Here is a 25,635-nt window from a genome sequence, read left to right as displayed (position 1 = left end):
AGTTAGGACTTACTCGTCTAGTGGTCGATGTGGCCGAAGAAGAGGCTGGCGGGCGATTCGAGCTCGGGTGAGGTGAAGAAATCCCGGATGGCACCGATGAATTCGCTGCGGCTGATCCGCCCGTCGTCATCGGTGTCCAGCTCCAGGAAGACGTTCAGCGCTTCGAGGTCCGACACACCCCACGCCTCCAGGAACACCTTGTACTCCGGCTTGCTGATGGCGTCGTCCGCGTCGGTGTCCATCACGTCGAAGATCGCCTGCGGGACCACCTCGGCCATAGCGAACCGGCTCCCGTCCACGCCCGCGGCCTGGTTCGCGACCACGAACTGCTCTCGCGACAGCCGATCGACGCCGTTCACCTGCCGTAGCAGCTCCGACCAGTACCCCTGATAGGCGGCTCGCAACGCATCCGCCCGGCGGTCGTCCGCCCCGATGCCGTATCCGTCCAGGTAGCGACCGATCAGGCGTTCATAGTCGCTCCAGTCGACAAATCCGTCCCGGTCGGTGTCGCTCGCCTCGAACAGGTGCCCCAGCTTTACGGCGATCGGATCCTCAGCGCCATCGGTCATGTGCCCACCCTTGCGCATGCAAGGGTCAGTCAGCAACGGGACAGCGGTCGCGGCCGGCCTGAACCGGGCGAGAACGGCTGAATCCGAGTGCGCAGAGATGCGGCTCGCCATGCGTCAGTCAGACAGCACGCTTCGGGACAGTTCTGGGAGCGCTGCCCGCGACGTGGGCAGGTCGGGACGCGCGTAGCGGCCAACTTGGCGCCCGGGTAGCTGCCTGCGTCCAGAGGGGAAGGTCAACTCCGCCTCTGCCCGGCTGACCGCAGCCGGTCCAGGTAGGCGTCGGTGCCGAGGAGGCGGTCCTGGGCGCCGCGCCGGTGGAGTTCCAGGCGGCCGTCGGCGTGCAGGCGCAGCGTTGTGGTGGCCGCACGTTCCCCCGGCGCGTCCGGACCGGAATCCAGCACCGGGACGTCGGCCGGGAACATCGCGCGGGCCGCGGCCGCCGTGGCGGCCGGTGGGCTGCCGGAGCGGTTGGCGCTGCTGACGTAGAGCAGCGGGTGACCGGCGACAAGCGGCGACCGCGCGCCGAACAGCAACGTCCAGCCGTCGCGGGTGGCCGGGGCCAGGAAGTCGGGCACAGTGCGCATCGGGAGCAGTAGCGTCACCAACTCCTCCCGCAGCAACCGGCGGGCCAGCGCGGCGGAAGCAGAACCGGGATCCAGGGCCGAGAAAGCGAGCACCGAGGCCAGGGTCTCGTCGTCGTGGCACCAGAGGGCGACCGCCTGGTCGGCAGGGCGGCCTTTGGCGCGGTTGACCGCAGCCGGGACCCGCGCGGTGACGACGTAGGTCAGTGGGAACGGGTTGGGCAGGACAACGGCGCCGCCGGCCAGCAGGACCTCGTCAAGGTTCACCCCAGGAGTCTGGCAGAGAGCTCCCCCGCCTCGGGCGCGATGAGGGCGCCGGCAGCCGTGACCGTGGTGTGTTCCGGGGTGCCCTCCCACGCGGCGGGGTTGGTGTTGTTGAGGTGGGTGTAGATGTAGGTGGCGCCGCCGTCGAGCAGGGGCAGGGAGTCGACCATCGGCAGGTGGCCCATGGCGCGGGCGCTGCGGCCGACCATTTCGTCCTCGCGGTAGAACGTGCCGTCGAGGATGACGACGTCGGCGCCGAGGCCGGCTTCGGTGAACGCCTCGCTCCATGACGGCAGGCACGGGGCGTAGAGCAGCGTGCCGCCCGGGCCGGTGATCCGGTAGCCGACCACCCAGTCGGTGGAATCCGGTGCCGTCGCCGCGTAGCGGGGTTTCTTGGTGCCGAGGGACACGGCGGTGACGGTGAGGCCGCCGTCGAGGTCGAACGGCTTGCCCGGCACGACGACCTGGGTGGAGACGGTGGTGTACGCGCCGGCGAGTGCGATCGACGGTGTCACGTCCAGGACCGGCGCGGTGGCGTGGACGGTGAGGGATTCCGCCTCGCGCAGCGCTGCGAAACCGAGGGTGTGGTCCAGCTCCGCGCTGGTGAACAGGACGCCGCGGACGGGGGTGCGGCGGGTGCCGGGTGGCGGGGTGAGGGCGGGGGTGCGCAGGAGCTGCGTACGGATATCGGGGGAGGTGTTGAGCAACCACCACGCGGAACCGTCGCCGGTGACCGCGAGCCCGTCCTGGGTCCGGGTGTGGTCCTCGTGGCGGGCGCGGACGCAGCTGGGGCAGCCGCAGTTCCACTGGGGCAGGCCACCACCGGCGGCGGTGCCGAGGAACAGAACTCTCAAGGAAACCGCCTCGGCTGCAGCGGGGGCACCGGACCCGTACCGGCAAGAATGTCGACGATCGTGTCATGGTCGGGCGACAGGGAACAGACCGGGTCGGTCGCGGCCGGATCGCCCGTCAGCTGGTACGCCTGACAGCGGCAGCCGCCCAGGTCGATGTCCCGCATCGCGCAGCTCTGGCACGGTTCCGGCATCCAGTGCGTGCCCCGGAACCGGTTGAACGACGTCGATCGGTACCAGATGTCGGCCAGGCTCCGCGTGGTGACGTTCTCGACGGTCATCCCGGGCAGCTGCGCCGCGGCGAGGCACGGCAGCACGTCGCCGTTGGGGGCCACGACCAGCTGCCTGCTCCCCCACCCTTGCATGCACGGCTTGGGGGTACGCGTGTGCAGGTCCGGTTGCACGTAAACGATCTCCAGCGTGTCGCCCCACCGCCGCCGCACCTCGACAGCCTGCGCAGCGGCCCTCTCGACCTGGGCGGCGCCCGGCATCAGAGCGGCCCGGTTCCGCAGCCCCCAGCCGTAGAACTGGGTGTGCGCGAGCTCGAGGCGGGAGGCGCCGAGCGCGACGGCCTGCGCGGCGATGTCGAGGACCCGGTCGGCGTTGAGAGCGTGCAGCACGACGTTGACGGTCAGCGGTAGCCCGCACGCGCGCACCCTCGCCGCCGCCGCCCTTTTGCGCTCGATCGCGTCGAGGCCGGCTATGTGCCGGGCCGAGGCCGGGTCGCTGTCCTGCACGGAGAGCTGCACGTGACTCAAGCCGGCCTCGGCGAGCGCCTCCATGCGGCCTTCCGCCAGGGGGATGCCGCTGGTGATCAGGTTGGTGTAGAGGCCGAGCGCACCGGCGTGGGCCACGAGGTCCACGAGGTCACGGCGCAGCAGCGGCTCCCCGCCGGACAGGTGCAGCTGCAGCACGCCGAGTGCGGCCGCCTGGTCGAGCACGCCGAGCCACTGAGCAGGGGAGAGCTCGTCGCGGTAGCCGGCTGTCTGCACGGGGTTGGAGCAGTAGAAGCACTGCAGCGGGCACCGATAGGTCAGCTCGGCCAGCATCCCCACCGGCACGGGATCCGGCGGCGTGACGGCAACCGGTTGCGCCGCCGGCCCGGCAAGGACCCCGCGACCACCGGCTGTGACCAGCCGCCGCCCTACGAGATCATCCAGAAGATCGACCACCGCGGACACCGGGACGTCGTCATAGTCACGGCCGAGGTCGGCCGCGATCTCCTGGACCGTACGCACGCCGTCGCACAGCCGGACCACATCGGCGGCCGTCTCGTTGAGCAGCAGCACGCCCTCGGGGAACAGCAGGGCGTCCCCGCCCCGCACCCGGTCGTGGGTGAACACCACCCCGGGCCGCAGCCCGGGCACCTCGGTGGCCCTCATCGCGCACCGTTAGGTTGTGGGCAATTAAGTTGTGCACAATTAAATCGCACACAACCTAATTGGGTACAGCTCGACGCGTAGTCGACGGCGTCGAGGATCGCCCCGAGCACGTCGCACTTGAACGCGAGCGCCGCGATCGACGCCTCCTGCTGCTCACGGGTCACCGAGTGGGTCAGCACCACGTCGAGCGTCCACGAGCTGTCCTGCTCCACGACGGGGATCCGGGAGTCGAAGTAGGCCATGCCCGCAGGCGCGATCCAGTCGTAGTGCTCCCGCCACGCCTGCACCCGCGCGGTCATGTGCTGCGGCGAGAAGAGCTCCGTCAGCGCCGCGGCGGCACCCTCCAGCCAGGGCCGGGTCCGGCAGAACGCGACGTACGAGTCCACCGCGAACCGGGTGCCGCGCAGCACGTGCCGCTCGTCGAGCAGTTCCTCGCGGGACAGCCCGACCGCCTCGCCGAGCACGATCCAGTCGTGCAGCCCGCCCTCGGCCGCCGTCCGCCCGTCCTGGTAGCTGATCCGGGCGAGCCAGCGCCGGCGGATCTCCGGCAGCGGGCAGTTCGCGACGATCGCGGCGTTCTTCTGCGACAGGTGCCGCTGGTAGTACCAGCGGTTCGCGACCCACGAGCGGATCTCCCGCGGGCCGCACCCGCCGGCGTGCAGGCGGACATGGAACGGATGCTTGTCCCAGTACCTGCGCGACAGCGCGTGCAGCTCCGCGGAGAGCTCCTCGCGGGTCAGCGGCCGGCGTTCAGCCACGGACCGGTGTCACCGGAGTAGGCGGACACCTCGGGACGCGCCTCGAGACACGTCACGACAGGCTTCTTCCAGACTTTCTTGGCAGGCTTCTTCTCGGACATTTCGACCTCCGCTGCTAGAAGACGACGATCTTGCCGGTGTTCTGGGGGTAGACCGAGTCGTTGTAGAAGTACGTGCCCGGGGTCGCGAAAATGTGCGTGGCGGACCGACCCGGCATCAGCACGCCGGTGTCGAACTCGTTCTCGAAGAACGATACCGCCGCGTGGGCGCTCGCGTTACCCACGGGATTGATAAACGTCACTTCGGTTCCCACGGGTACGCGGAGGTGCTGCGGCGCCATCGCGTTCTGTGCCACCAGATTCTCGGTGGGCCCGGGTTGCCCCGTGGTGGCGTTCCAGACGCGGCCGAGCACGACCGTGGACGTACCCGTGACGGCGGTTGTCCTGATGTCGTTGCGTTTCGCGGGCGGGACCGGGGTCGCCGCCGGCGCCACCGTGCCGCCCAGTTTGAAGGCCCACAGGTGGTCGCCGCGCGGGATGTCGGGGTAGGGCAGGCCGTTGCCCCCGGCGAAGACCGCGATGTACTGCTCGCCGTCGATCTCGTACGCGATCGGGCTCGTGTGCACGCCCGCGCCTGTCTGGAAGCTCCACAGCGTCTCGCCGGTCTCGTCGTTCATCGCGTGCAGCAACCCGTCCGGGCCGCCCTGGAACATCACCCGGCCCGCCGTGGTCAGGATGCCGTTGCCGTGCGCGAGGGACCACTCGCCGTCCTTCGTCCAGACGGGGGTGTTGGTACGCGGATCCACGGCCGCGATCCCGCCCGCGAAGAACTCCCCGAGCGGGCGGGACGTGTTGACCCGGCCCTCGCGAGCGTTGGAGAACCCGGAGTTGATCAGCCCGTACCCGACGTAGATCCAGCCGGTGAACGGGTTGAACGACAGGTGCGCCCAGTCCGCGCCGCCGCCCGCGCCCGGGAAGATGATCGTCGGACGGTCCCAGTGCGGGGTGTAGAGCCCGCCGAACTCGTAGAACGGCACCGGGCGGGTGGCGTTGTCGAAGCGCGGCGCCTGCGGCGTGAACGGTTCGCCGCCGGGGAACGGCTGGGTCGCGGCGGTCCTCTGGCGTACGTCCTGCTCGACCGGCCGTTCCTCCATCCCGTGCACGGCCTCCCCCGTGCGGCGGTCGAGGATGTAGTACATGCCGACCTTGCTGCCGTAGACCACGACCTTGCGCAGCCGGCCCCCGATCCGGATGTCGGCGAGCACCGGGGCCATGACGTTGTCCATGTCCCAGATGTCGTGGTGCACCGACTGGAAGTGCCAGCGCCGTTTGCCGGTCTTCGCGTCGATGGCGACGATCGAGTTGGCGAACAGGTTGTCCCCGGCCCGCGATGATCCGTCCGTACGCGGATACGGCCCGGAGAACGTCCAGTAGACGAGCCCGAGCTCCGGGTCGATCGCCGGATGGATCCACGGGACGGCTCCGCCGGTCTTCCAGGAGTTGCCCTCCCATGAGTCGTTGCCGAACTGGCCCTCGCCCGGGGCGCCCCAGAAGATCCAGGCGATCTCGCCGGTGGCGGCGTGCAGGGCGTACGCGCGACCGCGGGCTCCGCCGGTGCTGCCCTGCATTCCCACGTAGATAAGGCCGTCGTGATAAACCACTGCGCCGGCGAGGGTGCCGGTGGCGCCGCCGCACTGGCCGTTCTGCGGGTCGCAGCCGCTGTCCATGCCGCCCTCGGCATCGGTGATCAGCTGTTTCTGCCACAGGATCGCGCCGGTGCGCTGGTCGAGGGCGTGGACGATGTTGGCGCCGGAGGTGGAGTAGACCCGGCCCTCGCCGAGCGCGACACCGCGCATGTTCGTGGTGCGCGTACCCACATTGGTCTTCCACTTGATCGCGCCCGTGCGCCCGTCGACGGCGAAGACGTTCTGCCGGGTGGTCTGCACGTAGAGCACACCGTCCTGGACGACCGCGGTGCTCTGCTGGGCCTGGGCGGTGCTGCCGCCCTCCAGGTTGGTGTGCCACGCGCCGCCGAGCCGCGAGATCGTGCGGCGGGAGATCTGCTTGAGCGGCGAGTGGTTCTGGTTGCCGAGATCGCCGCAGACCTTGGGGAAATCGCGACCGGGCCCCGCGAAGGGCTGCTTGGGGGCAGGAGCGGAAGCTGAGGCGGATTCGGGGGTGCCGACAGCGACGGCCGCCGCTCCCGCTCCGGTGGTGGCGAGGAACTTACGTCGGTCCATCAGGCGGACCTCCCATTCCACTAGACGGATGGACCGTAAACCGGCTGGTTACACGGACGCAATACTTTGCTAGCGTCAGTCCATTGATTGGTCCCTATGGTCCGCCTGACGGACCGTCTATAGAGGAGACCCGCCCATGAAACGCTTCGCACCCCTCGCGGCGGCCCTGGCGATCGTCCTCGCCGTGCTGACCGGATGGGCCCTGCGCGCCGGCACCCAGCAGGCGGCCGGCAAACCCCGCGCACAGACCTTCGACCTCTGCCGCGGCACGGATCCGCGCTGCTACCACGACTGGGGCAACTTCGACCCCGCGGCCGGATACCGCGTGCTGCTCTACACGCGTACGGCCGGCCCCCGGCACGCCAACCTCGGCCCGGCGCTCGCCGCCGGCCTCGATCCCCCGCTGACCGCCGCGAACATCGTCCAGAACGGCGTCGTCGCGCTCGGACAGGCGAACGGGTTCGCCGTCGACTGGACCGAGGACGTCACCCAGCTCGCCTCCCCCGGCACCCTGCTGCGCTACAACGCCGTCATCTTCTTCAGCACGTCGCGTGACGCGCTCGACGACTCCGCGCAGACCTCGCTGCGGCAGTACATCCGCGGCGGGGGCGGGTTCGTGGGCGTGCACAACGCGTTCGGCACGGAGTACAACTGGCCGTGGTACGAGGGTCTGCTCGGTGCGACGAACTACTACGACCACGGGCCCGCGCAGACCGGCGTGGTCCGCACGGTGGACCGCCGGGACGTCTCCACCGCGCAGCTCCCGGCCCGCTGGACCTTCAAGGACGAGTGGTACAACCTCGTTCCCGCGCCCAGCGACGTCCGCGTGCTGGCCACCGTGGACGAGTCGACGCTGCCCAGCGGGGCCTCGGGCAGCATGGGTCACCCCGGGCACGGCGCCGAGCACCCGGTCGCGTGGTGCCAGTACTACGACGGCGGCCGCGCCTGGCTGACCACGCTCGGCCACGACGCCGGGCTGTTCGCCGCGGACTCCACCGTCCCCGGCGCCGCGCAGTTCCGCAGCCTGCTCGTCGGGGGCATCACGTCGGCGATGGGTCAGAAACCGTTCTGCCGCTGAGGGTTTCACAGCCCGAGGTAAATGCGGCGAACCCGAGGATCGTGGCGAAGCTTGCTCACCGGGCCGGTCATCGCCACGATCCCGTTCTCCACGACCAGGCAGGTGCTGGTGGCCTCGAACGTGAGCTTCGCGTTCTGCTCCACCAGCAGCATGCTCAGCCCCTCGGCGCGCAGCCGCTGCAGCACCACCAGGATCTCCGAGATGAGTTTCGGCGACAGCCCCATGGACGGCTCGTCGAGCAGCAGCAGCCGGGGCCGCGACATCAGGGCGCGGCCGATCGCCAGCATCTGCTGCTGACCGCCCGACAACGCGCCGGCGAGCCGGCCCCGCATCTCCCCCAGGACGGGGAACAGCTCGTACATCTCACCCAGGGTCTGGCGGGTGGCGGCCTTCCAGGGCTTCGCGTACGCCCCGAGCAGCAGGTTCTTCTCCACGGACAGCCCCGCGAACACATGGCGCCCCTCGGGGACGTAGCCGACGCCGTGCCGCACCATGTCCCGCGCCGCCACCTTGCTCAGGTCGAGGTCCCCGAAGCGCAGCGCCCCCGCCTGACGCGGCACGAGACCCATGACGGCCTTCAGCGTCGACGTCTTGCCGGCACCGTTCGCGCCGATCACCCCGACGGCCTCGCCCGCGGGCACCTCGAAGCTGACGTCACGCACCGCGCACACCCCGCCGTAGTGCACGGTCAGACCCTCGACCGAGAGCGTCTCTGCCTTCATCGTGGTCCGGGCCTTCATCGTGTCGCCTCCGTGGGGATCTCCATGACGTCACCCAGGTACGCCTCGATGACCGCCGGGGTGGCAGCCACGTGCGCGGGGGTGCCCTCGGCGATGATCCGGCCCCCGGCGAGCACGGTGACCTTCTCGCACAGCGACATCACGAGGCCCATGTTGTGCTCGATCAGCACGACGGTGACGCCGCTGTCGCGGATGGAGCGGACCATCTCGCCGAGCTGGCGGACCTCCTCGCCGTTGAGCCCGGCGGCCGGCTCGTCGAGCAGCAGCAGACCGGGGCGTGCGGCCACCGCCCGGGCGATCTCGACACGGCGCTGGATGCCGTAGGGCAACGCCTTGGGCGCCTGACCGGCGAACTCGACCAGCCCGAACCGGTCGAGGACGGCACCGGCCTCGGCGCGCAGGCGTCTGTCCCGGGCGCTGACGAGCCAGGGCGCGAGGACGTACTGCCAGCTGTCGAGGGTGCGGCTGCGGTCGAGGGCGACGAGCACGTTCTCGCGTACGGTCAGATCGCCGAACAGCCGCAGGTTCTGGAACGTCCGGGAGAGCCCGGCCCGCGACAAGCGGTAGGGGGTCACGTTGGTCATGTCCCGGCCGCCGAACTCGACGCGCCCGGCGGTCGGCTTGTAGAGCCCGCTGATCACGTTGAACAGCGTCGTCTTGCCGGAGCCGTTGGGCCCGACGATGCCCCGGATCTCCCCGGTGGCCACGCTCAGCGACACATCGTCGAGCGCCTTGAGCCCCCGGAAGTGTTTGCTGATCCCGTCGATCGCCAGGATCGTCGCATCGTCGCTCGACACATCCGTCTCGTAGGCCTGGAAGGGCTGCAGTCGCGCCGCCGTGCCCGAGCTGCGGCGCAGCGCCCGCAGCCGCGGCGGGATCCCGGCCAGGCCCGTGGGGGCGAAGACGACGACCAGGACGACGACGGCGCCATAGCCGATCTGCGCGTACGTCGGATGGTCGGACAACAGCTCGCGCACCAGATAGAGGGCGACCGCGCCGGTCACGCACCCGATCAGGCTCTGCCGCCCACCGATGATCACCATGCCGAGGAGCAGGAACATGTTGGCGATGCCGAACGACTCCGGGGCCACGAACCGGATCAGCCCCGCGTAGAGCACCCCGGCGACACCGCCGTAGACGCTGGCGAGCAGGAACGCCGTCATCCGCAGCAACGGCACCTCGGCGCCCAGCGCGCCGGCGGCGAGGGAGTCGTCACGCATGGCCCGCATCCGCCGGCCCAGCCCGGTGCGGACCACGAACAGCCCGAACGCCAGGGCCAGGGCGAAGACGATCAGTTCCAGGTAGTAGAAGAGGTATTCGCTGGAGAGGTCGACGCCGGGAAGCTCCGGGGCGGGGATGGCCGAGATGCCCTCCGCGCCCCCGGCGATCTGCGCGTTGGTGACCCAGTTGGTGAACGCGAGCGCCAGGCCCAGGGTCACGATGCCGAGGTAGTGCGACTGCACCCGGAGCGCGGGCGTGCCCACGAGCAGGCCGATCACCACCGTGATGACGATCGCGAGCACGGCCGCGAACCAGAAGCCCAGCCCGGCCCGGGTGGTCAGGATCGCGGTCGCGTACGCCCCGACGCCGAAGAACGCGACCTGGGCGAGGTTGACCTGCCCGGCGACGCCCATCGCGAGACCCAGGCCGACGGCGAGCAGGGCGAAGATGATGATGACGTTGACGACGTGGATGGCGTACGAGTCGATGGTGTAGGGCAGTAACCAGGCCAGGACGCCCAGGCCGGCCACGACGGCGATCTTGATTCTCATGCCCGGTTCACCGTCCGCTCGCCGAAGACGCCGGTCGGCCGGATCATGATGATCGCCGTGAAGACCAGGAACGTCACCAGCTCCGAGTAGCCCTGGAAGTGCCCGGCGGCGAACGAGTCGAGCACGCCGATCGCGAGCCCGCCCACCACCGCCCCCGGGATGCTGCCGAACCCGCCGAGGATCGCGGCGGCGAACCCTTTGATGCCCAGTGCGCCGCCGAGTGTCGGGCTCACGTAGAGCAGCGGCCCGACGAGACCCCCGGCGAGCGCCGCCAGCCCCGCGCCGACCATGAACGCGATCGCGTTGCTGCGTCCCACGTTGATGCCGACGGCGGTGGCCGCCTCGTGGTCCATCGCGACCGCCTGCATGGCCGCCCCGCGCTTGGTGCGCGACAGGAACAGCACGAGCAGGACGGTCGCGAGAGCCGCGATGGCGAGGACCACCAGGTCGTACGTGCGGATCCGCAGGCCGAACAGCTCGATCGGCGCGCCCGCCACCGGCGACGGGACGGCCCGGCCGGTAGCACCCCAGATCATGATGATCAGCGCGTCCAGGACGATGCCGAAGCCGATCGTGCCGATCAGCATCAGGTCGAAGTCCTTGTTCTCGAGGGGACGCAGCACCCGCTCGATGACCAGGCCGATCACGCCGGTGACCGCGATCGCGACGATCATGGCCAGCGCGAACGGCAGCTTCGTCGAGAGGTAGAACGTGGACGCGAGGTACGCGCCGACGGTCACGACGTTGCCGTGCGCGAAGTTGACCAGGCCCATGGTGCGGTAGACGAGCGAGAAGCCGAGCGCCACGAGCGCGTAGACGGCCCCGAGACTGATCCCGCCGATGATCGTCTGAAGAGTGACCTGCATTGTCTGCTCCCTGGGGACGGCGCGGTCAGCCGGCGGCGGCGACGAGTTTGCCGCTGCGGATCACGCCGATGGACGTGGCGCGGATGCCGACGCCGGTCTCGTCGTAGGCGAACGAGCCGAGCAGGCCCTCGTACTTCGTGGCCCGGATCGCCTCGGCCAGGTCCTTGCCGCTCGCCACGTTGCTGCTCCTGAGGGCGGTCAGCACGATCTGCGTACCGTCGTAGGCTTTGGCGCCGTGCAGTTCGGCCTCCTCGTTGTAGGCCGCCTTGTACGCCGCGGCGAAGCTCTTCGACGCCTCGCTGATGTCGTTGCTCAGGTACGGCGAGCTGACGATGGTGCCCTCGGCGTTCGTGGCACCGGCGGTGTCGAGGAAGACCGGCGTTCCCTGCGGCGCGGCACCGGCGAACGGCGCGGTGATACCGAGGTCGCGGGCCTGCTTGACGATCAGGCCCGACTCGACCTCCTCCGCGCCCAGGAAGATCAGCTTCGGGTTCTTCTGCCGGATCGTGGTGAGCGCCGCGCTGAAGTCCTTCTGGTCGGTGGTGACGACCTGGTCGGCGACCGGCGTGACGCCCCGGGCCGTGAGCGCTTTGAGGAACGCGTCGTGCTCCCCCTTGCCGTACGACCCGTTGTTGGTGATCATCGCGATCTGCTTGATGCCCTGGCCGTCGACGACGTGCTTGGCGAGCGTCTCGTCGTACGTGGTGCTAGTCGGGCCGTTCAGGAACAGGAACTCGCTCTTGACCGCGACCAGGCCGGTGGACTGCCCGGAGGTGATGTTGGGGATGCCCTCCTGCTTGAGGATCGGCGCCATGGCGATGGTGACCGCGCTCTCCGCCGTACCGATCATCGCGATGTAGCCCTCACTGGCGATCTTGCGGGCCAGGTTGGTGCCGATCGTCGGGTCGCCCTGGGTGTCGAAGACGTCGAGGGTGATCTGGCGGCCGTTGATGCCGCCCTTCGCGTTCCACTCGCTGACCGCGAGCTTGGCGCCCTTGAGCTCCCACGCCCCGAGCGAGCTGAGCTGCCCGCTCTGCGCGTCGGCGAGAGCGAGTTTGATGGGACCGCTGTCGTCGGAGGACTTGTCGTCGGCACCGGGGGCGCTGCAACCGGTGGCGCCGCCCGTGGCCAGGACGGCGGCCAGCACGGCCGCGACGGCTCGCTTCCCTCGTAAGAGCTTCATGTGCGTCTCACCTCGTATGAGTCAGTCGAAAACGCCTTGGTAGATGTCCTTGATGTTCCAGTGCCCGGGGGTGGGCACCGGTTCGTTGACCATGGGCACGTCGAGCACCGCGGGACGGCGGTTCCCGATCGCTGTCCGCAGGGCTTCGATCAGGTCGCCCGGCTCGGTGATCGCATAGCCGTCGGCGCCGCACGCCCGGCCGTACGCCGCGAAGTCAGGGCTGTAGGGCAGGCCGTCCGGGCCGGTGAAGTCGCAGCCGTAGCTGCGGCCGTAGAAACTGGACTGCAGGTCGGAGATGGTGCCGTGCGCCCGGTTGTTCATCACCAGGAAGATCACCGGGAGACCCTGTTCCACCGCCATGGGTACGGCGGGGAGCTGAGCGCTCATGCCACCGTCACCGATCAGCGCGACGACGACACGATCCGGGTCGGCCGCCTGCACCCCGACGGCCGCGGCGGGGCCGAAGCCCATCGTCGACGCGCCGCCCGGGGTGATGAACCGGCCCTGCGCGGGCAGCGGATAGCACTGCGCGACGCCGTTCTTGTTCCAGCCGACATCGGTGACGAGGACGGCGTCCGGTGGCAGCGCTGCCCGGACGTCGGCGAGAATGCGTTCGGGGCGGAGCGGGAACTGGTCGCTGCGGCCTCGTTCCGCACTGGCCTCGAAGAGTTCGTCTCTCGCTGCCTTGATCCATTGCGTTTGATTTGCGCGGCTAGGTCCTTGTAGCGCGGCTTGAGCGATCTTGTCGATGGCCAGACCGGCGTCGGCAACCACGCCGATCTCGACCGGATAGTTGCGGCCGATCTCCGCGGGGTCGATGTCGATCTGGATCAGCTTCGAGGGCGGGAACTGCCAGGTGTAGGCCGGGTTCCACGAGCTGGCGTCCGTCTCGGCGAACCGCGTGCCGATGGCGAGCACGACGTCGGCGTTGCGGGCGTAGTCGTTGGTGACCTCGAGACCCCAGAAGCCCGTCATGCCCAGCAGCAGCGGGTGATCGTCGGGCAGCGCACCCTTGGCCATCAGCGAGTGCGCGACCGGGATGTCGAGATGCTCGGCCAGGTCCTGCAGCTTTTGCCGGTTGCGAAGCCCGCCACCGAGGTAGATCAGCGGTCGCTCGGCACCGGCCAGGAGCTCGGCGATCCGCTCGGCGTCGGCGTCCGGCAGCGCGGGCCGGGTGACCGCGACCGGCAGCGGGTACGACGTGCCGGCGGGCAGCGGCCGGGAGAAGATGTCCATCGGCACGTTGAGCAGCACCGCGCCGGGGCGTCCCGAGGTCGCCGTCCAGAACGCCCGCTCGGTGAAGCGGGGCAGGTCCTCGACGCGCTGCACGTGCCACGCGCGCTTGACGAAGGGCCGGTAGATCGCCGTCTGATCGGCGTCGGCGTGCAGGTTGACCTCTTGGTGCGGGTGCCGGCCGTGCATGTACGACGGGATGTCGCCGGCGATCGCGATCAGCGGCACGGAGTCCAGGGCGGCGGTGGCGACACCGGTGACCGCGTTCATCATCCCGGGGCCCACGTGCAGCAGCACCACGCCGGGTTTGCCGCTGATCCGGGCGTACCCGTCGGCGGCGTGCGCGGCGGTCTGCTCGTGCCGGGCGATCACGAAGTCGATCGGGCTGCGACCGAGCGCGTCCAGCAGCGCGATGTTGGTGTGCCCGCAGGTGCCGAAGATCTTCTCGACACCGTACGCGACGAGCTGCTCCACGAGCGCCTCGGCGGCGGTGATCCCCATCAGTTCTCCCCCCAGATCGACATGCCGCGCAGCATCAGCGTCTTGACCACCGTGTAGTCGTCGACCATCGGGCCCGGCGACTCGCGCCCGAACCCGGAGTCCTTCACCCCGCCGAACGGCACGTGGTCGAGGCGGTAGTTGGAGGAGCCGTTGACGATCAGCGCGCCGACCTCGAGCTCGCGCCACGCGGTCAGGATCCGGCGCACGTCATGGGTGAACAGGCCGGCCTGCAGCCCGTACCTGCTGGTGTTGCAGGTGGTGAGCACCGCGTCGAAGTCGTCGTAGGCCACGACGGCGACCAGCGCGCCGAACACCTCGTGGGTGATGACCGTGGCGTCCTCGGGCGGCCCCGCGACGACGGTCGGGCGGACGGTGGCGCCGTCGCGCGTACCCCCCGTGGTGATCTTCGCCCCTGCCGCGGCGGCCTCGGCCGCCCAGAGAACGACCCGCTCGGCGGCCTGCTCGTCCACCATGGACCCGACGTCGGTCTCCGGGTCGAGCGGGTCGCCGACCTTGAGCGCGGCGACCTCGGCGGTGAACGTCTCGACGAACTCGTCGAAACGGCTGCGGTGCACGTAGACGCGCTGCACCGAGATGCAACTCTGCCCGGAGTTCGAGTAACCGGTGCGGGCACAGTTCGTCGCGGCGGCGCTCACGTCGGCGTCCTCGCAGACGATCGTGGCCGCGTTGCCGCCCAGTTCGAGGACGAGCCGCTTGGCACCGGCGGCCCGCGCGACGGCCGTACCCGTGGCGGCACTGCCGGTGAAGCTGATGACGCTCACCTCGGGTGCCGCGCACAGCGCCGCGCCGACCTCGCCCCCGCCGTGCAGCAGCTGCACCGCCTCGACCGGCGCGCCCGCCTCCAGCAGCAGCGCGACCAGCGCGGCGGAGACGGCCGGGGCCTGCGGCGGCGACTTGACCAGGGTGGTGTTGCCGGCCGCGAAGGACGCGCCGAGCTTGTGGGCGAGCAGGTTGGCGGGAGCGTTGAACGGCGTGATCGCGAGCGCCACCCCCGCCGGGGCACGGTAGGTCAGCGCGGTGTTGCCCACGCCGCGTTCCCAGCCCGCCACCGGGAGGTTGTCACCACCGATGCGGCGGGCCTCCGCGGCGCAGACCCGGAACGTGTCAGCCACCCGGTCGAGCTCGCCGAGGCCGTCCTTGACCGGCTTGCCCAGCTCCAGGGCGAGCAGCCGGGCGAAGTCCGCACGGCGGTCCGCGGCGAGCCGGGCGGCCGTCTCCAGCACACCGGCCCGCGTCGCGGGGGCGAGCCGGGCGACGACCTTGGCGGCGCCGGCGGCGTACCCGGCGGCAGTGGTGACGTCGGTGGCGTCGCAGATCCGGGCCCGGCTGACCAGCGTGCGCGTGTAGGGGCCGATGCGGTCCGCGGTGGGGCCTTCGGTGATCCAGGCTCCGGCCAGCAGCGCGGGCGCCTGTGCCACTTTCAAGATCGAGTCGAGCATACGAGCCCTCCCACCCCAAAAGGTCCATCTAGTGGACCAGGAAGCGGCATTGTGGACCGCTGTGTGGACTGGGTGTAACGTACGGGCGACCGCGGGCCGCTGGCAAGAGCGCGAGTCGAGAAAGTTACGTATCGATGAACCGCGCCGCCGTGCGGCGGGAAATGAGGCACTGTGGAGGCTCTCGAGACCCAGGGTGTTCGCAGTGTGCAGCGGGCGCTGGACATCCTGTCGCTGCTCACCGAGGAACGCCCCTCGATCACCATCAAGGACGCGGTCGCGGCCACCGGGCTCGCCAAGACGACCGTCATCCGGCTCATCCAGACCCTCGAACAGATGGGCCTGCTCTGGGCCACCAGCAACGGCTACATGGCCGGCCCGGGCCTCTGGCGCTGGGCACACCTGGCCCGCAGCAGCTGGGAGCTGCCCCCGGAGACCAAACGGCTCATGCGCGACCTCGCCGCCCGCGACCGCGAGACGGTCAACGTCTACGTGGCGCGGGACATCGTCCGGGTCTGCATCGCGCAGCAGGAGGGCCCGCAGCCGCTGCGCCACGTCGTGCACGTCGGCGACGAGCTGCCGATGTGGGCGGGCGCGTCGGCCAAGGTGCTGCTGCGCAACGCCCCCGCCGCACTGCTGACCCGGATCGCCCGATCGTCGCCCTACGGCGAGGACCACGTGCGGCGGTTGCAGGAGTGGATCGACGAGGCCACCGGGCGCGGCTGGGCGGTCAGCCACGGCGAGCGCGAGGAGGGGATCACCGCGGTCGCCGTGCCGATCCTCGGCCGCTCCGGCACGGTCGTCGCCGCTCTCACCCTCAGCGGCCCCACGATGCGTTTCAGCGACGAGCGCGTCGAGACGTACGCCAAGGATCTGAAGGAGGTCGCGAACCACATGACCGAGCGCGGGTTCGACCACCCGCTCGGTGCGTCCTACTAGCCATCGCGCGCGCAAGGAGAACCAGGCATGCCCGACCGACCGCTCACCGGCATCCGCGTCCTCGACCTGACCAACGTTCTCGCCGGGCCGTACTGCACCTACCAGCTGATGCTGCTCGGCGCCGAGATCGTCAAGATCGAGGTGCCCGGCCACGGTGACCTCGCCCGGCGTCTCGGCCCCGACCCCTCGCTGAACGCCGCCGGGATAGGCGCGTCCTTCCTCGCCCAGAATTCCGGCAAGAAGTCGGTGGAGCTCAACCTCAAGGAACCCGCCGGCCAGGCTTGCTTCGAGGACCTCGTCGGCGAGGCCGACGTACTCCTCGAGAATTTCCGGGCCGGTGTGCTCGCCCGGATGGGCTACCCCTGGGAACGGCTGCGCGAGCTCAACCCCGGCCTGGTCTACTGCGCCATCACCGGCTTCGGCCAGAACGGCCCGATGAGTCAGGCCCCTGCCTACGACCAGATCATCCAGGGCCTCTCCGGGATGATGAGCATCACGGGTACGCCCGACACGGCCCCGTTGCGCGTCGGCTTCCCCATCAGCGACACGGTCGGCGGCCTGACCGCCGCCCTCGCCGTCACCGCCGCCCTCACCGGCCGCCAGCGCGACGGCCGCGGCCGCTTCCTCGATGTGTCCATGCTGGAAGCCTCCGTCTCCGCGATGGGCTGGGCGGTCTCCAACTACCTCGTCAGCGGCGCCGCCCCGGAACCGATGGGCGATCAAAACGCCACCGCCGCCCCGTCGGGCACGTTCGAGACCGCCGACGGCCCGCTCAACATCGCCGCGAACCGCCAGGAACAGTTCGCCACGCTGTGCCGCCTGCTGGAACGCCCCGAGCTGCTGACCGACCCCCGCTTCGCCGAACGCGAGTCCCGCAAGCAGCACCGGGCCGCCCTCAACCACGAGCTGAACAAGTCCCTCGCCGCGCGCCCCGCCCACGAATGGGAGCTGCTGCTGTCCCGCGCGGGCGTCCCGGCGGCGCGCATCCTGACCGTGCCCCAGGCAGTCGCCTCCGACCAGCTCGCCGCCCGTGGCTTCTTCACCGACGTACCGTTCCCGGAGGGCACCCGGCCCGGCACCGTACGCGTCAGCGGCAACGGCGTCCTCTTCGACGGCGAGCCGTACACCCCCGGCTCCCCCGCCCCCGTCCTCGGCCAGCACAACGAGGACCTCCCCGCCCTGCTGTCCCGCTGGCGTGGCGCGCGCGCCGCCTCCACTCCGGCCGCCTCTGCCTCGGCCGCGCCTGCTTCGACCGCCTCTGCCTCGGCCGCGCCTGCTTCGGCCGCGCCTGCTTCGGCCGCGCCTGCTTCGGCCGCGCCTGCTTCGGCCGCGCCTGCTTCGGCCGCGCCTGCTTCGGCCGCGCCTGCTTCGGCGGGCGACCGATGAGCGACCAGGACGTGGCCGACTGGTGGGCCACCTCGGTGAGCCGCATCGAACCGGGCATCATCGAACTGCGCGGCAGACCGGTCCAGGACCTGATCGGCTCGACGGGCCTCGTCGCGACGATCTGGCTCATGCTGCGCGGCGAGCTGCCCCCGCCCGGCGCCGCGGCGCTGCTCGAAGCGGCCCTGGTGGCCTCGGTCGACCACGGCCCCCAGGCCCCCTCGATCGCCATCGCCCGGATGACCGCCACCTGCGGCGTAGGCCTCAACAACGCGATGGCCGGCGGCATCAACGCCCTGGGCGACGTCCACGGCGGCGCCGGCCAGCAATGCCTCTCCCTGCTGGACGAGATCGTGGCCACCCCCGGCAGCACCGCCGACGTGGTCGCCCGCTGGCAGTCCCGCTCGAAATACCTCCCCGGCTTCGGCCACCGCTTCCACCCCGTCGACCCCCGCCGCGAGCCCCTGCTCACCCTGGTCGACGAGGCGGTAACGGCCGGCATCGTCGAGGGCCACCACCTCGCCGCCGCCCGCTCCATCGAGGACCTGCTCAACACCCGCCCCGGCCGCCACATCCCGATGAACATCGACGGCGCCACCGCCGTCATCTACGGCGAACTCGGCTTCCCGCCCCCACTCGCCCGCGGCCTGTTCGTCCTCAGCCGCAGCGTCGGCATCCTCGCCCACGCCTGGGAGGAAACCCAGCAGGGCCGCCGCATCAAGGGCCCGATGCCCCCGTCCATCCTGCCCACGTACCGGAGCCCGGAAGGTTAGCGACAATCGCACGGCGGCACCTCCGGGCGGCTAATGTACGAACCAGTACGTTAGTTATCGGCCGCCGGGCGCGCTAAGTCAAGCGTCGATGTAACTGATGGACCTCTCCCCCACCGGGGCAATCGCCGGCTGACCCCACCCGGCAGTCGTCAGCTGACCGGCCCGGCGGCCGGGAGCGGTGCGGACCGGCGGCCGGCGCCCGCGATGAAGGCGACTCCGCCCAACGCGGTCACCGCGCCCCAGAGCAGGAGCGTCGCCCGGTAGCCGAGATGTTCGACGGACGCGCCGGTCAGAACGCCGGAGACCAGCAGACCGGCCGTGGTGGCGTTGGCGAACAGGGTGGTGGCGCGGCCGGTTGCCGGAGCGAGAAGGTCCTGGAAGTAGCGGATGCCGGCCCCGGCGACGACCGCGATCCCCACGGCGCGGAACACCTGGGAGACGATGAGCATCGCCATGCCCGAGGAAACCGCCGTCATGGCGTTGTAGCAGACGAGGGAGCCGAAGCCGACCAGGATGACGGCCCGCTGGCTGACCCGGGCAGGGACGGCGACCAGGGCCAGCGTGGCCACCACCTCCACGGCGGCACAGACGCTGAAGAGCACTCCGACCGAGGCGGGCGACTGGTGCAGGGCCCGGGTGACGAACAAGGGCAGCGCCAGACCGCCCCCGAACATCGCGGCGAAGAACAGGGTGACACTGACGATGAGCAGGACCGGGGTGCCGCCCGGTGCCGAGTTGGTGACCGTGACGGGCCCGGGGCGCGGCACCAGGAGAACGGCCAGCGCGGACGCGAGGAACACCCCCGCGGCCGTCCACATCAGCCATGAATAGCCGCCACGGGACAACACGAGCGCCCCCAGCAACGGCCCGACAGCCCACGCCAGCGACCACGCCGAACGCAACAAAGGCGCGGACCGCTGCCCGGCGGCGCCCTCGCCGAGCACAGCGCGGGCCAGCGAGAACAGCTGAGGAAAGGCCGCCCCCAATGCGCCGAGCACCGTCGCGGCCATCAGCAGCAGCACCAGGAACCCCGACACCCGGGGCAGCAGCGCATAGCCCGCCGAGCCCAGCAGAATCACGACCATCGCGTACGCCCGGGCAGGCCGCCGGTCGAACGACCGCCCCAGCCACCACCCGATAGTGATCCCGCTGACGGCGAACACCGACGACCACACCCCGATCTGGACCGGCGAGAGGCCGGCCACATCGGCCCCGAACAGCACGATGTACGAATTGACCATCGAGTCCGCGATGCCGAGCAACAGGACCGCTACGAAGAGCGCAAGAAAGGGCACGCGCTCTTCGTAGCGGGTGAGCCGTCTCGGCGACACCGAATTAGGCGGCTACAGGCGGGTGGCGGTGCGGACGAGCGCTGCCACCGCTGGGGAGCGGCTGTGCGGTGGCCAGGCGATCACCGTGGTCACCGGGTGGGCGTCCGGCACCGGGACGGCGACGACGTCGGGGGGAAGCTGGGTGCGGCTGGTCTCCGGGGCGACCATCATCGTGCGGCCGAGGGTGATGAGCTGGATCAGCTGCGTGTGGTCGCGCACCTCCGGGCCCGGCCCGGGAGCATAAGAGCCGTCGCGGTCCGGCCAGCGCGGCATCGGCAGTGCGGCCAGTCCGGTGACGTCTGCCATGCTGAGCTGGGTGCGGGTCGTGAGGGGATGACCGGCGGGCAGGATCGCGATCTGGCCCTCGGTCATCAGGTCCTCGGTGTCGAACCCGGCGACGTTGTCGAACGGGCGGTGCAGCAGGGCCACGTCCGCGCGGCCGTCACGCAGGATCCGCTCCTGCTCGCCGGGCCCGCACAGGAACACCTCGACCGGCACCGCGCCGGGCTCGGCGGCGTACGCGTGCAAGAGCTTGGCGAGCAGTTCACTGGCGGCACCGGCCTTGACCGCGAGGACCACGCCGGCCCTGCCCGGCTCGGCGGATCCTGCCCGGCGGGTACGCCGTTCGGCGGCCTCGACCGCCTCCAGCGCTGCCCGGCCCTCGGCGAGCAGGACCGCCCCGGCATCGGTCAGCGCGACCCGGTGGCTGTCGCGGTCGAACAACCTCGTCCCGAGGCGCCGTTCGAGCAGGCTGATCGCCCGGGACAGCGGGGGCTGGGCCATACCGAGCCGCTGCGCCGCCCGGCCGAAGTGCAACTCCTGCGCCACGGCGACGAAGAACCGCAGCTCCCGAGTCTCCACCCACCGATCCTACGCCCGCCACCAGCACGGCGATACCCGCACGGTATCGCACCGTACCGAGTTGGTGTTGCCCGGTATCACACTGCGTAGCGACGATCGGGGCATGACGGAGACGACGATCGCGCTGGTGACCGGCGCGAACAAGGGCATCGGGTACGAGATCGCAGCAGGACTCGGCGCACGGGGATTCACCGTCGGCGTCGGTGCCCGCGACGACCAGCGCCGGGATGCCGCGGTGGCGAAGTTGCGGGCGGCGGGAGTGGACGCTTTCGGCGTACCCCTGGATGTGACCGACGATGAAAGCGCGACTGCCGCGGCAAAGCTGGTCGAAGATCGGTTCGGGCGCCTGGATGTGCTGGTGAACAACGCGGGCGTCACCGGCGGTATGCCACAGGAGCCGACCAGGGTCGACCCGGCGATCATCCGCACGGTTGTCGAGACGAACGTCATCGGCGTCATCCGCGTCACGAACGCCATGCTGCCGTTGCTGCGCCGCTCATCCGCGCCACGGATCGTGAACATGTCCAGCAGCGTCGGCTCCCTCACCCGCCAGTCCGGCCCGGGCGGGGCGACCACCACCGGCCCGGTCGCGATGGCCTACCCGCCGTCGAAGACGTTCCTCAACGCCGTGACCCTGCAGTACGTCAAGGAGCTGACCGGCACGAACATCCTCGTCAACCTGGCGTGCCCCGGATTCGTGGCGACCGACCTGAACGGATTCCGCGGGGTACGCACCCCGCAGCAGGGCGCAGCGACCGCCATCCGCCTGGCCACCCTGCCGGATGACGGCCCCACCGGCGGCTTCTTCGAGGACGCCGGCGACGTCCCCTGGTGAAGGCCATCAGCCTCTGTCGCCGCCCGGCCGATCTCCGGAGATCGGCCGGGGGCCGACTTTGGTAGGGGGCAGGGTGCCACCTTGGACCGATGCGCTGTCAAGGGCGCTCCTGGGAGATTGGTCCCATGACGACCGACGGAGGCGGACCCGGAAGGCTCCGACGGGCCGCCACCAGCCCTGTCGCGAGGTCGCCCACCGGTTCCGCCTCGGATTCACCGGCCTTGTCCTGCTCGGCGTCGCCTACGCGGTGTGGGAGGAGGCGTTCGTCGATCGCTACTGGTTCCTGTCCCGGTTCTGGGAGGACTCCGGCATCGGCACCTACAGCGTCGTGTGGCACACCAATGTGCTCCTCGCCGTTCACCTCACGGTGTTCCACGCGGCGATCAGCATCGGCGCATCTGTCCTCGTCGTCGAGTGGCTCGTTCCCCGGGCACGACACCGCCCGTGGGTCGGCCGCCCGGGCCTCGCGTGTGCCTGCCTGTCGCTCGCGGTGACCCCTGTCGTCTACGGCGAGTTCGGCCAGCGTCCGCCGACGGCCGTTCTGCTCGCTGCCGGGGTGCTGCTCGCCGCGGTCGTAGTGACCGCTTTCCTGATCGGCCGCGTCCCCGTAATGGCGCCCGAGAGCGACCGCCGACCGCGGCGTGGGCTCGGCACGCTCGCCCTCACCTGCGCGTCCGCGCACTGGATCCTGACCTACACGGTCGCGGAGACCGGACTGCCCTGGCCGTTCGGCGTGGCACTGGCAATGCTTCCCGTCGGCGCCGGCCTCTTCCTGGTGCCACGGCTCGCCGTGACCAGCCCATGGGGAAGCGACGGCGTTCGCGTGGTGGTAGGCCTGCTCACGTTCTTCGTGCTTCTCGACCTGCTGGTCGCACTGCTCGGCCGCTACGACATGATCCTCGGCGCGATCTTCACCGCCTGGCTCGCACGATGGCTGTACACCCGGTGCTCACCGGCACCATCCAGTCCGGACCCCAGCGATCAGCTCGACGACCCGCACCTCTACGACCCGGAACCCTGAGCCGGCCCGCCCGTCAGGGTCGACAGTGATTCGTCGCGGCCCATTCCACTCGCATGCTCAGGTAGCGATTCACCATTTCCCGTGAACGCCGGGTTGGGCCGGCGCTCATGGTCCGGGAGCGACAATTTCACGCTTGCGGAAAATGGCTGCCGTAATCGGGCAGCGCGATCCGGTCGGCGGGTGGGGTGAACAGCTTGGCCGCCACCGCACCGGCAACGCGGGTCGAGGCGAGCGCGGCGGCGGCGTGGAAAACCTTCAATCCCAGGTTGCTCTTCGGGTTGGCCAGCCGCGGGGCGCCCGGGGGCAGCTTCTGCGCCTGGTCGACGTAGGGCCGCATGATCCGCTCGTAGGCGGCGAACGCCTCCGTCGGTGAATCGGCGCGGGTCAGCTCGCCGCCGAGGATGTACGCGCCGACCAGGGCGAGGCTGGTGCCCATGCCGCTGATCGGGGAGGCGCAGTACGCCGCGTCGCCCAGCAGCGCCACGCGGCCGCGGTGCCAGCTCGGGGCGCGTACCTGGCCGATGCTCTCGAAGTAGATCGGCACGTCCGCCATCGCTGCCAGGACCCGCGGCGCCTGCCACCCCGCGTCCCGGAAGACCCGGCGCAGCACCTGCTTCTGCTCCTCGACGCCGAGGTCCTCGTAGCCCCGCGGCCCGGAGAGGAACGACAGCGTGGCCCGGATCGTCCCGGTGTTGTCCGGCCGCAGGCCCACGTTGCGCCCGCCCACCGCCCCGAACCACTGCCACCAGTCCACGTCGCCGGGCTCGCGGGGGATGGTGAAATAGGAGGTGTACATGCCGAGGAAACGGATCTGCGGCTCATCCCCGAAGACCATCCCACGGGTACGCGACCGCATGCCCTCGGCGAGCACCACGACGTCGAACCGGCGCTCCGGCCCCTGCGCGAAGCTGACGAGTACCCCGTCGCCGTCCTCGCGCAGCGCGGTGATCGAGTCCCCGAAGACGTACTCGGTCCCCCCATCGGTCGATCCGGCCACGATCCGGGACAGCTCGCCCCGCAGGATCTCGACCTCCGCGGTGGCGCCACCCGTCTCGTTCGCGCTCGCCGGGAAGGCCGCCCTGACCCGCCCCTTCTCGTCGACGAAGCAGGTGCCCTGCTCGCCGGTGTTCGCGGCCAGCACCTCATCCTCGATGCCCATCCGCCGCAGCACCTCGCGGGCAGCGCCCCGGACGTCGATGTTCTGCCCCTCGGCCCGCAACCGCCCGGCCCGCTCGACGACGGTCGTCCGCCAGCCCGCGGCGTTGAGCCAGTAGGCCAGCGACGGCCCCGCGATGCTCGCACCGGAGATGAGAATGCTGCCTGCGCGCATGAGATTCCTTCTTGTTCCTTTTGGGGCGAGCCGCTTCGTTCTTCGAGGCCGACCGCTTCGATTTTGGGGCGGACCACTCCGCTCTGGGGGCGGACCACTTCGTCTTGAGGGCGGACCACTTCGTCTTGGGGGCGGACCGGTGATGCGGGCGGGGGTGGCGGGCTGCAATGATGTCGCCGACGATCGAGGGATCGAAGGAGCAGGCATGGACGCCGAGCAGTCACGAACCGCCATCGACTCGACGGTGGCGCACCCGGCCCGACGCTACAACTACTGGCTCGGCGGGAAGGACAACTTCGCCGCCGACCGGGCCTCCGGTGACGAACTCGAAGCCGCCTTCCCGAACGTCCGCAAGGGAGCCATCGCCAACCGGGCGATGCTGCGCCGTGCCACCCGCTACCTGGCCGCCGAGGCCGGCATCCGCCAGTTCCTCGACATCGGCACCGGCCTCCCAACCGCCGACAACACCCACGAGGTCGCCCAGTCGGTCGCCCCGGAGAGCCGCATCGTCTACGTCGACAACGACCCGCTGGTCATGGTCCACGCCCGCGCGCTGCTCACCACCAGCCCCGAGGGCGGCACCGCCTACATCGAGGCCGACCTCAAGGACCCCGACACCATCCTCGCCGACCCGACGCTGCGCGAGACCCTCGACCTCGGCCGGCCCGTCGGGCTGATGCTGATCGCCGTCCTGCACTTCATCCAGGGCCACGGCTCGGCCAAGCCGATCGTCCAGCGCCTGCTCGACGCCCTGCCCTCCGGCAGCTACCTGGTCGCGACCCACGCCACCTCCGACTTCGGCACCCCCGAGCAGCAGGCCCTCTACCAGCAGATGATGGAACAGGGCCGCAGCGACGTCTGGACCCGCGGCCACGCCGAGATCACCGACCTCTTCGAAGGCCTGGAGCTGATCGACCCCGGCGTCGTCCCCGCCAGCAAATGGCACCCCACCCCCGGCGACCCTGCCTTCGCCGACAACGAGGTCAACGTCTGGGCCGGGGTAGCCCGCAAGCCTTGATCCTCCCCGCGGAGACCCCCGTGACCGTGATCCCGATGACCGCCACCCACGCCCCCGCGGTCCTCGCCATCTACGCAGCCGGCATAGCCACCGGCACGGCGACCTTCGAGACCACGGTCCCGCCTTGGGACCAGTTCCACCAGGGCAAACTCCCGGGCCACAGCTACGTGGCCGTCGAGGACGACACCGTTCTCGGCTGGATCGCCTGCTCCCCGGTCTCCACCCGCCCCGCCTACGCCGGCGTCGTCGAACACTCCGTCTACGTGGACCCGGCAGCGAGCGGCCGCGGCGTCGGACGCGCGCTGCTGGAACGCCTGATCACCTCGACGGAGGCCGCCGGCATCTGGACCATCCAATCCGGCATCTTCCCCGGCAACACCGCCAGCCTGGCGCTGCACGAACGCTGCGGCTTCCGCACCATCGGCGTACGCGAAAAGGTCGCCCGCCAAGGCCCCACCTGGCATGACGTCATCCTCCTCGAACGGCGCAGCCCCGTCGTCCTCTAGTGTCCTGAGTCAGTGGGTATGTGCCAGTTCGGTCCGGGTGGATCACCCTTTCCCTGCCCGATGCCGGTGGCGTTCTGCCACCCACAGGTCGCGACCGAGTTGCTGCCGTCCATGCCGAGAGGCTGATTGTTGCGCTGGACACCGGGATGCGACACCTGAGGCCG

At 70.5% G+C, this 25,635-nt stretch carries 24 protein-coding genes; 8 read left to right on the top strand and 16 right to left on the bottom strand.

What is annotated here, in order from left to right:
• Positions 1-17: 17 nt before the first annotated feature.
• From Aco04nite_RS45140 to Aco04nite_RS45115, 7 genes are all read right to left on the bottom strand, one after another.
• The gene (locus Aco04nite_RS45140; protein ID WP_213003341.1) at positions 18-569 is read right to left on the bottom strand and encodes an EF-hand domain-containing protein; all 552 of its coding nucleotides are present in this window, start codon (positions 567-569) and stop codon (positions 18-20) included.
• Positions 570-802: 233 nt separating this feature from the next.
• Entirely contained in the window at positions 803-1,417 is a 615-nt protein-coding gene (locus Aco04nite_RS45135) for a Sua5/YciO/YrdC/YwlC family protein (protein ID WP_213003340.1), read from the bottom strand.
• Positions 1,414-2,268, bottom strand: a complete 855-nt coding sequence (gene pqqB / locus Aco04nite_RS45130) for a pyrroloquinoline quinone biosynthesis protein PqqB (RefSeq protein WP_213003339.1) — start codon at positions 2,266-2,268, stop codon at positions 1,414-1,416. The genes Aco04nite_RS45135 and pqqB overlap by 4 nt, the downstream gene beginning before the upstream one ends.
• Positions 2,265-3,647 (bottom strand): pyrroloquinoline quinone biosynthesis protein PqqE, encoded by a 1,383-nt coding sequence (gene pqqE, locus Aco04nite_RS45125; protein WP_213003338.1) that lies wholly within the window; start codon positions 3,645-3,647, stop codon positions 2,265-2,267. Before pqqE ends, pqqB begins: the two co-directional genes overlap by 4 nt.
• Complete coding sequence (pqqC, locus tag Aco04nite_RS45120) at positions 3,644-4,405, bottom strand: pyrroloquinoline-quinone synthase PqqC (protein WP_213003337.1); 762 nt, start codon at positions 4,403-4,405, stop codon at positions 3,644-3,646. The genes pqqE and pqqC overlap by 4 nt, the downstream gene beginning before the upstream one ends.
• A complete protein-coding gene (locus tag Aco04nite_RS49870) occupies positions 4,384-4,506 on the bottom strand; it encodes a hypothetical protein (RefSeq protein ID WP_280519494.1) in 123 nt (40 codons plus the stop codon). Before Aco04nite_RS49870 ends, pqqC begins: the two co-directional genes overlap by 22 nt.
• A 14-nt stretch (positions 4,507-4,520) precedes the next feature.
• Positions 4,521-6,644 (bottom strand): outer membrane protein assembly factor BamB family protein, encoded by a 2,124-nt coding sequence (locus tag Aco04nite_RS45115; RefSeq protein ID WP_213003336.1) that lies wholly within the window; start codon positions 6,642-6,644, stop codon positions 4,521-4,523.
• A 136-nt stretch (positions 6,645-6,780) separates the two neighbouring features.
• Between Aco04nite_RS45115 and Aco04nite_RS45110 the strand changes: the two genes are divergently transcribed.
• Positions 6,781-7,722 carry a ThuA domain-containing protein gene (locus Aco04nite_RS45110; RefSeq protein WP_213003335.1) on the top strand — a complete coding sequence of 314 codons (942 nt, stop codon included), beginning with the start codon at positions 6,781-6,783 and terminating at the stop codon, positions 7,720-7,722.
• A 5-nt stretch (positions 7,723-7,727) separates the two neighbouring features.
• On the opposite strand, the gene Aco04nite_RS45105 is transcribed toward Aco04nite_RS45110, so the two are convergent.
• The 6 genes from Aco04nite_RS45105 to Aco04nite_RS45080 are packed head-to-tail and all read right to left on the bottom strand — an operon-like array spanning position 7,728 to position 15,477.
• Positions 7,728-8,462 (bottom strand): ABC transporter ATP-binding protein, encoded by a 735-nt coding sequence (locus Aco04nite_RS45105; RefSeq protein WP_213003334.1) that lies wholly within the window; start codon positions 8,460-8,462, stop codon positions 7,728-7,730.
• Positions 8,459-10,234: a branched-chain amino acid ABC transporter ATP-binding protein/permease gene (locus Aco04nite_RS45100; protein ID WP_213003333.1), complete on the bottom strand. Its 1,776-nt coding sequence runs from the start codon at positions 10,232-10,234 to the stop codon at positions 8,459-8,461. The genes Aco04nite_RS45105 and Aco04nite_RS45100 overlap by 4 nt, the downstream gene beginning before the upstream one ends.
• Complete coding sequence (locus Aco04nite_RS45095; protein ID WP_213003332.1) at positions 10,231-11,100, bottom strand: branched-chain amino acid ABC transporter permease; 870 nt, start codon at positions 11,098-11,100, stop codon at positions 10,231-10,233. The genes Aco04nite_RS45100 and Aco04nite_RS45095 overlap by 4 nt, the downstream gene beginning before the upstream one ends.
• A 25-nt stretch (positions 11,101-11,125) precedes the next feature.
• A complete protein-coding gene (locus Aco04nite_RS45090) occupies positions 11,126-12,283 on the bottom strand; it encodes an ABC transporter substrate-binding protein (protein WP_213003331.1) in 1,158 nt (385 codons plus the stop codon).
• Between the two features lie 21 nt (positions 12,284-12,304).
• Entirely contained in the window at positions 12,305-14,017 is a 1,713-nt protein-coding gene (locus tag Aco04nite_RS45085) for a thiamine pyrophosphate-binding protein (RefSeq protein WP_244876764.1), read from the bottom strand.
• A complete protein-coding gene (locus Aco04nite_RS45080) occupies positions 14,017-15,477 on the bottom strand; it encodes an aldehyde dehydrogenase family protein (protein WP_213003330.1) in 1,461 nt (486 codons plus the stop codon). Before Aco04nite_RS45080 ends, Aco04nite_RS45085 begins: the two co-directional genes overlap by 1 nt.
• Positions 15,478-15,648: 171 nt before the next feature.
• Here Aco04nite_RS45080 and Aco04nite_RS45075 point away from each other — a divergent pair, with 171 nt between their 5' ends.
• Genes Aco04nite_RS45075 through Aco04nite_RS45065 form a run of 3 tightly spaced genes read left to right on the top strand, consistent with a single transcriptional unit; the run spans position 15,649 to position 18,569 of the window.
• The gene (locus tag Aco04nite_RS45075) at positions 15,649-16,413 is read left to right on the top strand and encodes an IclR family transcriptional regulator (RefSeq protein ID WP_213003329.1); all 765 of its coding nucleotides are present in this window, start codon (positions 15,649-15,651) and stop codon (positions 16,411-16,413) included.
• Positions 16,414-16,440: 27 nt separating this feature from the next.
• Positions 16,441-17,799: a CaiB/BaiF CoA transferase family protein gene (locus Aco04nite_RS45070; RefSeq protein WP_213003328.1), complete on the top strand. Its 1,359-nt coding sequence runs from the start codon at positions 16,441-16,443 to the stop codon at positions 17,797-17,799.
• Positions 17,796-18,569, top strand: a complete 774-nt coding sequence (locus Aco04nite_RS45065; protein WP_213003327.1) for a citryl-CoA lyase — start codon at positions 17,796-17,798, stop codon at positions 18,567-18,569. The genes Aco04nite_RS45070 and Aco04nite_RS45065 overlap by 4 nt, the downstream gene beginning before the upstream one ends.
• Positions 18,570-18,718: 149 nt before the next feature.
• Here the strand turns inward: Aco04nite_RS45065 and Aco04nite_RS45060 are convergent, their stop codons facing one another.
• Positions 18,719-19,864 carry an MFS transporter gene (locus Aco04nite_RS45060; protein ID WP_213003326.1) on the bottom strand — a complete coding sequence of 382 codons (1,146 nt, stop codon included), beginning with the start codon at positions 19,862-19,864 and terminating at the stop codon, positions 18,719-18,721.
• 48 nt (positions 19,865-19,912) lie between these two features.
• Positions 19,913-20,761 carry a LysR family transcriptional regulator gene (locus Aco04nite_RS45055; RefSeq protein ID WP_213003325.1) on the bottom strand — a complete coding sequence of 283 codons (849 nt, stop codon included), beginning with the start codon at positions 20,759-20,761 and terminating at the stop codon, positions 19,913-19,915.
• Between the two features lie 103 nt (positions 20,762-20,864).
• Between Aco04nite_RS45055 and Aco04nite_RS45050 the strand changes: the two genes are divergently transcribed.
• The gene (locus tag Aco04nite_RS45050) at positions 20,865-21,596 is read left to right on the top strand and encodes an SDR family oxidoreductase (protein WP_213003324.1); all 732 of its coding nucleotides are present in this window, start codon (positions 20,865-20,867) and stop codon (positions 21,594-21,596) included.
• 247 nt (positions 21,597-21,843) lie between these two features.
• The gene (locus tag Aco04nite_RS45045) at positions 21,844-22,617 is read left to right on the top strand and encodes a hypothetical protein (protein ID WP_213003323.1); all 774 of its coding nucleotides are present in this window, start codon (positions 21,844-21,846) and stop codon (positions 22,615-22,617) included.
• A gap of 127 nt (positions 22,618-22,744) precedes the next feature.
• On the opposite strand, the gene Aco04nite_RS45040 is transcribed toward Aco04nite_RS45045, so the two are convergent.
• The gene (locus Aco04nite_RS45040) at positions 22,745-23,947 is read right to left on the bottom strand and encodes an FAD-dependent monooxygenase (RefSeq protein WP_213003322.1); all 1,203 of its coding nucleotides are present in this window, start codon (positions 23,945-23,947) and stop codon (positions 22,745-22,747) included.
• 205 nt (positions 23,948-24,152) lie between these two features.
• Here Aco04nite_RS45040 and Aco04nite_RS45035 point away from each other — a divergent pair, with 205 nt between their 5' ends.
• The gene (locus Aco04nite_RS45035) at positions 24,153-24,965 is read left to right on the top strand and encodes an SAM-dependent methyltransferase (RefSeq protein ID WP_213003321.1); all 813 of its coding nucleotides are present in this window, start codon (positions 24,153-24,155) and stop codon (positions 24,963-24,965) included.
• A gap of 35 nt (positions 24,966-25,000) precedes the next feature.
• Positions 25,001-25,471, top strand: coding sequence for a GNAT family N-acetyltransferase (locus Aco04nite_RS45030; RefSeq protein ID WP_213003342.1), 471 nt, complete (start codon positions 25,001-25,003; stop codon positions 25,469-25,471).
• The last annotated feature ends 164 nt before the right edge of the window (positions 25,472-25,635 follow it).

This window comes from Winogradskya consettensis (assembly GCF_018332715.1).
Lineage (GTDB): Bacteria > Actinomycetota > Actinomycetes > Mycobacteriales > Micromonosporaceae > Actinoplanes > Actinoplanes consettensis.
Note: the sequence above shows the minus strand (reverse complement) of the source record. Positions and strands in the feature narration are given on the sequence as shown.